This window comes from Kocuria palustris (assembly GCF_007666205.1).
GTDB classification, from domain to species: domain Bacteria; phylum Actinomycetota; class Actinomycetes; order Actinomycetales; family Micrococcaceae; genus Kocuria; species Kocuria palustris_A.
In genome coordinates this window covers 81,304-90,146 of sequence record NZ_VDOR01000011.1, presented here as the reverse complement: position 1 = coordinate 90,146, position 8,843 = coordinate 81,304, and the positions used below count along the sequence as shown (strand labels likewise).

Annotated in this window: 8 protein-coding genes and 1 pseudogene; 3 read left to right on the top strand and 6 right to left on the bottom strand. The window is 70.5% G+C overall.

All coding sequences use genetic code 11. The features are described 5' to 3' along the window. Positions 1 to 276 precede the first annotated feature (276 nt). The 3 genes from FSY66_RS10375 to FSY66_RS10365 all read left to right on the top strand — a co-directional run bounded on the left by FSY66_RS10375 (position 277) and on the right by FSY66_RS10365 (position 2,027). Positions 277 to 669: a terminase gene (locus tag FSY66_RS10375; RefSeq protein WP_260853643.1), complete on the top strand. Its 393-nt coding sequence runs from the start codon at positions 277 to 279 to the stop codon at positions 667 to 669. A gap of 180 nt (positions 670 to 849) precedes the next feature. Beyond that, positions 850 to 1,437 (top strand): DNA primase, encoded by a 588-nt coding sequence (locus tag FSY66_RS10370; RefSeq protein ID WP_144794600.1) that lies wholly within the window; start codon positions 850 to 852, stop codon positions 1,435 to 1,437. Further along, positions 1,434 to 2,027, top strand: a complete 594-nt coding sequence (locus FSY66_RS10365; protein WP_144794598.1) for a hypothetical protein — start codon at positions 1,434 to 1,436, stop codon at positions 2,025 to 2,027. The genes FSY66_RS10370 and FSY66_RS10365 overlap by 4 nt, the downstream gene beginning before the upstream one ends. Positions 2,028 to 2,128: 101 nt before the next feature. Here FSY66_RS10365 and FSY66_RS10360 read toward each other — a convergent pair whose 3' ends face one another. From FSY66_RS10360 to trpC, 6 genes and pseudogenes are all read right to left on the bottom strand, one after another. After that, on the bottom strand, positions 2,129 to 2,467 hold the full coding sequence (locus FSY66_RS10360) for a hypothetical protein (RefSeq protein ID WP_144794596.1): 339 nt from the start codon (positions 2,465 to 2,467) through the stop codon (positions 2,129 to 2,131). A gap of 297 nt (positions 2,468 to 2,764) precedes the next feature. Further along, positions 2,765 to 4,243: a pyruvate kinase gene (pyk, locus tag FSY66_RS10355; protein WP_144794594.1), complete on the bottom strand. Its 1,479-nt coding sequence runs from the start codon at positions 4,241 to 4,243 to the stop codon at positions 2,765 to 2,767. Between the two features lie 351 nt (positions 4,244 to 4,594). Further along, a complete protein-coding gene (gene lgt / locus FSY66_RS10350; protein ID WP_144794591.1) occupies positions 4,595 to 5,668 on the bottom strand; it encodes a prolipoprotein diacylglyceryl transferase in 1,074 nt (357 codons plus the stop codon). A gap of 17 nt (positions 5,669 to 5,685) precedes the next feature. Further along, entirely contained in the window at positions 5,686 to 6,477 is a 792-nt protein-coding gene (gene trpA / locus FSY66_RS10345; protein ID WP_396350900.1) for a tryptophan synthase subunit alpha, read from the bottom strand. A gap of 119 nt (positions 6,478 to 6,596) precedes the next feature. Then, on the bottom strand, positions 6,597 to 7,958 hold the full coding sequence (gene trpB / locus FSY66_RS13140) for a tryptophan synthase subunit beta (protein ID WP_396350899.1): 1,362 nt from the start codon (positions 7,956 to 7,958) through the stop codon (positions 6,597 to 6,599). After that, a pseudogene (trpC, locus tag FSY66_RS13135) lies at positions 7,950 to 8,729 on the bottom strand (indole-3-glycerol phosphate synthase TrpC); the annotation flags it as partial. The pseudogene trpC and the gene trpB, both read right to left, overlap by 9 nt. Positions 8,730 to 8,843: the final 114 nt, after the last annotated feature.

Here is an 8,843-nt window from a genome sequence, read left to right as displayed (position 1 = left end):
AACCCCGCACCGGCACCCGCCGACGCGGCACTTGCGAGCCTCTAACAAACCCGGGGCGATTCAGACTGCTACGCCCCAAGGACTGACGGACCACAGGCCCCCCGGCTCCCGCCCCTCCCGCCCCCGCTTCGCTGTCGCTCGCGTATAGGCGGTGACAGAGCGCGTGAGCTGAATCTTTCTAAAGGTGCCTCTGACAAGGGGAAATGCTGGGGCGTTGTGGTGTTGGTGGGGTGCGTTGGGGCCTCTGAGCGGGTATCCTTGTAACAGATAATCGCCGTGATTGAGCGGCTGAACGGATGGAGGATGAACATGGACGGACAAAAGGCACCGCGGGCACCGGAAGGGCTGGCGACATCGGGGAAGAAGCTGTGGCGGTCGATCGTGGACGAGCACGAGCTCGAGGAGCACGAGCTGCTGACGCTGCGGGAGGCGTGCCGGGTCGCTGACCGGCTCGATGTGCTGTTCGCGGAGGCGGAGGCGAACTCGGTCACAGTGCTGAATGCCCGCGGGGATCAGACGGTGCACCCTGCGCTGGTGGAGGCCCGCCAGCAGGGTGCCCTCTACGTGAAGCTGATCGCGTCGCTGCGCATCCCGGATGCTGAGGACAACGTTCCGCAGCGTCGTGGTGGTGCTCGGGGCGCGTATGGGCTGAGGGTGGCGGCGTCGTGAGGCGGCGGCGTGCTGTTGAGTCTCAGGAGGTGCCGGCGGCTCTGCGGGCACGGGCGGAGTCGTTCGTGGCGGCGTCGCGGGAGACGGGCGCTGAGGGCGTCTCAGGGCTGATCGCGGAGGCACAGGCTCTCGCTGACGTGATCGAGGGGACCGTGGTGTCGTGGGATCGGCTGTTCGTCGATGACTGAGCAGTCCTGTGCCCACTGCGGGGCGTCGATGAAGCTCTACCGGGCTGGTGCCCGGTACTGCTCGGGGGCGTGTCGTGTGGCCGCGCACAGGGCCCGGAAGAAGGCCGCGCAGCCGGTGTTCCCCGCGGTGATGACGGGCTCGGCCCGGTGGGTGCGTCATGACGCCCAGAAGGCCCCTGTGCGGGCCGACAACGGCCGGTATGCCTCGTCCACGAATCCGGCGACGTGGACGACGTATGAGGCTGCTGTGGGCTCACGGCACGGTGTTGGGCTGGGGTGGGTGCTCGGTGAGGGCGTGGGCTGCCTGGATCTCGACTACTGCATCGGCTTGTCCGGGGCGCTGGCCCCGTGGGCGCGGGAGCTGGTGGACGCTCACCGGGATGACGCGCTGCTGATCGAGGTGTCCCAGTCGGGCCGCGGGCTGCACATCTTCCTGCCGATGGAACCGGGCCGTGGCACGAAGGAAAGGGCCGGTGGCCGCAGGGTGGAGACGTACCCGCCGGACTCGGGGCGCTATATCGCCGTGACGGGGCGGCGTTTCACGGGCTGCGCCGCAGCAGGCTCTAACGTGACGGCATGACAGCGCTCGAGGTCGTCGTAAGCATCGTTCTCCCGGTCATCGCCATCATCATCGCGATCGTGGGCATCGTTCTCGCCGTCAAGGCGAACGGGAAGGCTGATCGGTCGCTCGAGTACACGGAGAAAGCCGACGCTCGAGCACAGGAGAAGAACCACGTTGCCCTCGGGGTGGCAGTGGACTTCGACGATGGCCAGCTCACGCTGACGAACAGTGGCACGGGCGACGCGTTGGGGATCACCGGGACTATCACCACGGCGGGCAACGATCGTGAGGGTGCCCACAGCATCGAAGGCAAGGATTTGAAGGCTGGCATGTCGTTGGTGATCGACGCGCCGGAGGCCCACGAGGCGCTGATCAAGTTGCAAGGTGAGCAACTCAGGAAGCAGCGAGCTGAACAGCGGCGTCGGGATGCACAATCGTCACCCGACGTTCTCGAGCGGATACGGGCGCGATCGAGCGCTGTTGCTCCGGAGTTCTACTCGTTCCCAGTGGAGTTTCATGTCTGGTGGGATCTGTCGTGGTCGACGCCTGCAGGGAACACGGCGAGGGACAAGGACGGGCACGACAGGTTTCCCCTGCCCGGGGAGTAAGCGCCGGGAGCTGGTGTCGGAGCTGTCCGATGCTGGGATGTCCACCCGGGCAATCGCCACCTCCGCAGATTGGAATGGGGAGGCTCGCTGGAGCTATGGGCCTAGCGCATCTGCTTCCGGACGAGCGTGCGCCCCTGTGAATCTGTGGTCTGCTCGGTCTTCTGCCCGTACCTGTCGAAGAAGAAGCCCTGTTCAGCGCTAAGTCGCGCCAGCGCGTCGGAACCTACGCTGGGAACCTCATCCCAAGCATCAGGCACCGAATGTCCGGCGTCAGTGCCGCACCTAGCGCAGAGATACCGGCAAAAGGCCGGCTCCTTGCGCCGCTCGCTCCGGGCGCCTTGAAGGCTCGTACGGTCATCTCGAACCGTGTGGGCGGACTGGTACTCGAGGATGTGAAGGTAGGCGTCGGTCTGGCAGTTGCTGCAGATGGGGTTCTCCATGTGGAGACCATATCGCCAAGCAGCCCGGCTCCCACGAAGCGGAGCCGCCATCGGCACGATGAGCAGGCGCCTGTGCCCACATCCTGCCCACACATGCCCCCGATTCCGGGTGATTCAGCGGCCTTGGCAGTGACTTAGATCCGCATGATTCCGGGGATCGCCTCCCCTGGCCTGCGGTGTCGCGAGGGTTCGAGTCCCACCTTGGGCACCGCGAGATCGCCCAGCGCAGCACCCCCGGGCCATCGGCTCCGGGGGTGCTGTGCTGTCCGTCGTCCGCCGCAGGTCAGCCGCGGGGCATCAGGGTCGCCAGGGACCGACCTTCTCGTGGCGCTCCCGGGCCTCCTCGGCCGTGGCGCCGGAGTCGTTGGCATCGCCCACGCGGTGCACCTTGACCAGATTGGTCGAGCCGGCGACGCCGGGGGGCGAGCCGGCGCAGATGACCACGAGGTCGTCGGGATCGGCCAGGCCCTCGGACTGCAGATAGAGATCGACCTGGCGGGTCATCTCGTCGGTGTGGTTGACCTGCTCGGTGAGGATCGGCTCGACGCCCCACAGCAGCGAGCAGAACGCGACGACGCTGGGATCCGGCGTGAACGCCAGGATCGGCTGCTGCGGCCGCAGGCGGCACAGGCGGCGCGCGGTGTCGCCGGACTGCGTGAACGTGGTGAGGTACTGGACGTCGAGCTGACGCGCCATGGTGACCGCCGCGCGGGTGATGGCCCCGCCGCGGGTGCGGGGCTCGGTCACCATCTGGCCGATGCGCTCCCAGCCCTGGCGCTCGGTGGCCACGATGATCCGCGACATGGTCTGCAGGGCCTCGATCGGGTACGCGCCGATGGAGGTCTCGCCCGAGAGCATGACCGCGTCGGCGCCGTCGAGCACCGCGTTGGCGCAGTCGGAGGCTTCGGCGCGCGTGGGGCGCGGGTTCTCCATCATGGTCTCGAGGACCTGGGTCGCGACGATGACCGGCTTGGCCCAGCGGCGGGCCAGCTCGATCGCGCGCTTCTGCACGACCGGGACCTCCTCGAGCGGCAGCTCGACGCCGAGATCGCCGCGGGCGACCATGATGCCGTCGAAGCTGTCGATGATCTCGTGCAGGTTCTCCACGGCCTGCGGCTTCTCGATCTTCGCGATCACGGGGACGCGGCGGCCCTGCTCGTCCATGATCTCGTGCACGCGCCGGATGTCGTCGCCCGTGCGCACGAAGGACAGCGCGATCAGGTCGCAGCCGGTGTCCAGGGCCCAGCGCAGATCCTCCTCGTCCTTGGCCGACAGGGCCGGGACGTTGACCGCGACGCCGGGCAGGTTGATGCCCTTGTTGTTCGAGACCTTGCCGGGGACCTCGACGACGGTCGTCACGTCGGTGGCGGTGACCTCGGTGGCGCGCAGCCGGACCTTTCCGTCGTCGATCAGCAGCGGGTCGCCGGGCTTCACGTCCTGGGGCAGGCCCTTGAACGTCGTCGAGCAACGGAGGCGGTCGCCCTCGATGTCGTCGACGGTGATGGTGAAGACGTCGCCGACGGCGAGCTCGTGCGGGCCGTCGGCGAAGCGGCCGAGGCGGATCTTGGGACCCTGCAGGTCCGCCATGATGGCGACGTTCTGCCCGAGGTCCGCCGAGGCGCGGCGCAGGTTCTGGTACTGCGACAGGTGCGTCTCGTGGGTGTCGTGGCTCATGTTCAGGCGGGCCACGTTCAGCCCGGCCTGGATGGCCTCGGTGATCTTCTCGTAGGAGCTGATGGCCGGACCGATGGTCGCCACGATCTTCGCTCTGCGCATGGCATTTCCTCCTGCTCGTGGTCGGAACGGGCAGATGGTCGCGCAGGCTCCCCGAGGCAGCGAGGGAGGGATTCCTGCGCGGCAGCACTGCCGGGGTCTTTCAGCGGGCATGGACTGCCCGTCTCGGGCTCCACCCTACTCGTCGTCACCTGCCCCGGGCATGGGCCCATGGGCAGGTGATCTCGCGCCGACAGCGAACGACGCCGGTCGTCGGCGAGCCGGCCGTGGCCGACATCACGGCAGAAGCGCGACGTCGAGCCCCGATCCGCCGCGCCGGCGGCAGAGCGGGGCCGTCGTCATGTGCCGCTCATCTCATCGCCTCCGGGACGCCCGCGCGTGTCGGCCGCGGGTTCAGCGAGCGGACGCGGCGGCGTGCGAAGCATCGGCATGCGATGGGTCCGCAGGCCGGGTCTCGACGAAGGCCTGCAGCCGCACCGATCCCCGATCCGCCGACGCACCGGGATCCGCGGACTGCTCCGAGGGAGCGACCCCGGCCTCGGCGCTCGCGGCGTCGTCGGAGCGCGCGGGGACGGAGGAGCCGGAGACGGACGGGGCCGAGCGCGACGGGGCGACGGCGGACGTGCTCGTCAGCACGCGGGCCTTGCGCCGGGAGAGCCAGGCGAAGAGCAGGAGGCCGATCGCGATCAGACCGGCGGCGGTGAACACGTGGATGCGCAGGCCCAGGACCATGGCCGAGGGGTCGATGCGCAGGAAGAGCTCGATGAGCATCCGGCCGAGGCCGTACCAGACGAGGTACAGCGCCATGCTGCGGCCCCCGTCCACGCGATGCGCGGTGCGCCGGCCGCGTCCGAGCCCGATGAGCAGCGCGGCTCCGAGCAGGTTCCAGATCGACTCGTACAGGAACGTGGGGTGGAAGAGGGTCCCGGGCGGGAGCCCGTCGGGGAAGTTCGGGGAGGCCGCATCGATCTCGAGCCCCCACGGCAGCGTCGTCGGGCGGCCGAAGAGCTCCTGGTTGAACCAGTTGCCCCACCGGCCCAGGGCCTGGGCGACCAGCAGCGCCGGTGCCACGCAGTCGGCGAACAGCGCGTAGGAGGTGCCGCGCATCCGGCACACGATCCACACGGCCAGTGCTCCGAAGGCGATGCCGCCCATGATGCCGAGGCCGCCCTTCCACAGCTGCGGGATCTCGAGCAGGCCCTGCATCGAGCCGAAGTAGTAGGCCGGGTCGGTGATCACGACGTGGTAGAGCCGGGCGCCGACGATCCCCAGGGGGATCGCCAGCAGGGCGGCATCCATGACGACGTCGCCGTCCTCGCCCCGGTCGTTCATCCGCTTCGTCGTGAGCAGGATCGCCGCGGCCATCCCGAGCAGGATGCACAGCGCATAGGCGTGGATGGACAGCGGCCCGAGCGAGAATCCGCTCCAGCCCGGCGACGGGATCGAGAGGGTCGGCGTGGGGAGCATGGGGGGGGCCTTCCTGCTCAGCCGCGTCCGGCGAGCTCGGCGGCCAGGCGGCCGACGGCCTCCGGACCGCCGTCGCGCAGGGCGCGCACCAGGGCCGTGCCGACGATCGCGCCGTCGGCGTAGGCGCCGATCTCCTCGACGTGCTCGCGACGCGAGACGCCCAGTCCGACGCACACGTTCTCGGCCCCGGCCGCACGGGCGCGCTGGACGACATCGCGGGCGGCGTCGGAGACGGCATCGCGGGCCCCGGTCACGCCCATGACGGAGACCGCGTAGACGAAGCCGGACGAGGCCCGCACAGTCAGCTCCATGCGCTCCCGGGTGCTGGAAGGGGCCACCAGGAAGATGCGGTCCAGCCCGTGGGCCGTCGAGGCGTCGAACCACTCCTGCGCCTCGTCGGGGATGAGATCGGGGGTGATGATCCCGGCCCCGCCGGCGGCCGCGAGATCGGCGGCGAAGCGCTCCACCCCGTACTGCATGACGGGGTTCCAGTAGGTCATCACGACCGGCACGGCGTCGGTGCGCTCGGCCACGGCTCGCACGACCCGCAGCAGATCCGCGATCGTGACGCCGTTGGCCAGCGCCTCGGCCGCGGCGGCCTGGATGACCTCCCCGTCCATGACGGGATCCGAGTACGGCATGCCGATCTCGATCACGTCGGCCCCGCCGCTGCCGAGGGCCACGGCCGCCTCGATGGAGCCGTCCGTCGTCGGATAGCCGGCCGGGAGGTAGCCGATGAGAGCGGTGCGGCCCTCCTCCCGGCACTGCGCGATGCGCCGGGTCAGCCGGGACTCGGGATTCGGCGCCAGGTCGGCCGGGATGAGCCGGTCGATCAGGGAGCCGGGCCCGGAGAGCCGCTCGGCCTCGACGGCGGCCTGCGGTGCGCCCGTCTGCTCGGTCACGGATGCGTCGGTGCTCTCGGATCCGCTCACAGCTGCTCCCCCTTCTCGGCGATCTTCTCTTCCTTGGAATCGGACGGCAGCATGTCGAACCACTCGGCCGCGGTCGCCACGTCCTTGTCGCCGCGACCGGACAGGGACACGACGACGATCCGCCGCGCGGCCTCCTCCGCGCCCAGCTGCTCGGTCCAGGCACGGCCGAGCTCGAGCGCGCCCGCCAGGGCGTGCGAGGACTCGATGGCCGGGATGATCCCCTCGGTCCGGCACAGCAGCTGGAAGGCGTGCATGGCCTGCGCATCGCTGATCGGCTCGTAGACGGCGCGGCCCGAGGCCGCGAGATGCGCGTGCTCCGGTCCCACGGCCGGGTAGTCCAGCCCCGCGGAGATCGAGTGCGACTCGATGGTCTGCCCGTCCGTGTCCTGCATGAGGAACGTCCTGGCGCCGTGCAGCACGCCCGGGCGCCCCAGGGTGATGGTGGCCGCGTGGCGGTCCGTGTCGACGCCGTCGCCGCCGGCCTCGTAGCCGCGCAGCTCGACGTCGGCGTCGTCCAGGAACGCGTGGAAGATGCCGATCGCATTGGACCCGCCGCCCACGCAGGCCGCCACGGCGTCGGGCAGCCGCCCGGCCTGGTCCAGGATCTGGGCGCGCGCCTCGTCGCCGATCTGCTGGTGGAACCAGCGGACCATCGCCGGGAACGGGTGCGGGCCGGCCGCCGTGCCCAGCAGGTAATGGGTCGTGTCGACGGAGGCGACCCAGTCGCGCAGCGCCTCGTTGATCGCGTCCTTCAGGGTCCGCGAGCCGTTCTCGACGGCGACGACCCGCGCGCCCAGCAGGTTCATGCGCGCGACGTTCAGCGCCTGGCGCCGGGTGTCCTCGGCACCCATGTAGACGACGCACTCCATGCCGAGCAGGGCCGCTGCGGTCGCGGTGGCCACGCCGTGCTGACCGGCGCCGGTCTCGGCGATCAGGCGCGTCTTGCCCATGCGCTGGGCCAGCAGGGCCTGCCCGAGCACGTTGTTGATCTTGTGGGAGCCGGTGTGGTTCAGGTCCTCGCGCTTGAGGAACACGCGGCAGCCAGCCTCGGCGCCGAAGCGCTGCGCCTCCGTGAGCAGCGACGGGCGGTTGGCGTAGTCCCGGGACAGGCGGTGGAACTCCTCCAGGAACTCCGGGTCCGCCTTGGCCTTCTCGAAGGTGTCGGTCACCTGGTCGAGCGCGGCGATGAGGGACTCCGGCATCCAGCGGCCGCCGAAGTCGCCGAAGTACGGCCCCTCGGCGTTCGACCAGCGGCGCTGCCCGTCCGCGGCCTCCTGCTCGGCGCGACGGGCCGCTCGGACGCTCTCGCCGGTCGTGCGGAACTGCGCGACCGCGCCGACGGGATCGCCCGCCTTCACGAGCGCCTCCCCGGTCAGCACGGCGTGCGCCCCCTGGCGAGCGTAGGCCTCGATCTGCTCGACCCCGGCGACGCCGGACTCGGCGACCAGCACCGCATCAGCCGGCAGGTGCTGGACCAGGTCGCCGAACCGCTCGGTGTCGACGTCCAAGGTCTTCAGGTCGCGGGTGTTCACGCCCAGGATCGTGGCCCCGGCCGCCACGGCCCGGCGGATCTCCTCCTCGGTGTGCGTCTCCACGAGCGCGCTCATGCCCAGGTCCTCGGTGACGCGCAGCAGACGGGTCAGCGCCTCGTCGTCCAGGGCGGCGACGATCAGCAGGACCAGGTCCGCGCCGTGGGCGCGCGCCTCGTGGATCTGGTACTCGTCGACCGTGAAGTCCTTGCGCAGGACCGGGACGTCGACGGCCGCGCGGACGGCATCGAGGTCCGCGAGCGATCCGCCGAAGCGGCGCTGCTCGGTGAGCACCGAGATGACGGCGGCTCCCCCGCGCTCGTACGCGGCGGCCAGGGCCGCGGGGTCCTCGATGCCGGCCAGGGCACCCTTGGACGGGGAGGATCGCTTGACCTCGGCGATGATCTCGAGCGAGTCCCGGTGGGAGCCGCGCAGGGCCCCGACGGCGTCGCGGGCCGGTGGGGCCTGGGCCGCGGCGCGGCGCACCTCGTCGAGGGGCACGGCCGCGCGCCGGGCCTCGAGGTCCTCGCGGACCCCTTCGATGATGGAGTCGAGGACCGTGCCGGTGGCCCTCACGCTTCCCTCGGGATGCTCGGTCATGCGGGACGTGTCCTCTCCCGGAGCACGAGGCTCCTGCTCATGCGACGACCCGCAGGGCCGGCGGGGCCGGATGCGGGTCAGCGCGCGGATCGCGAGCCGTTGTCCAGGGCCGCT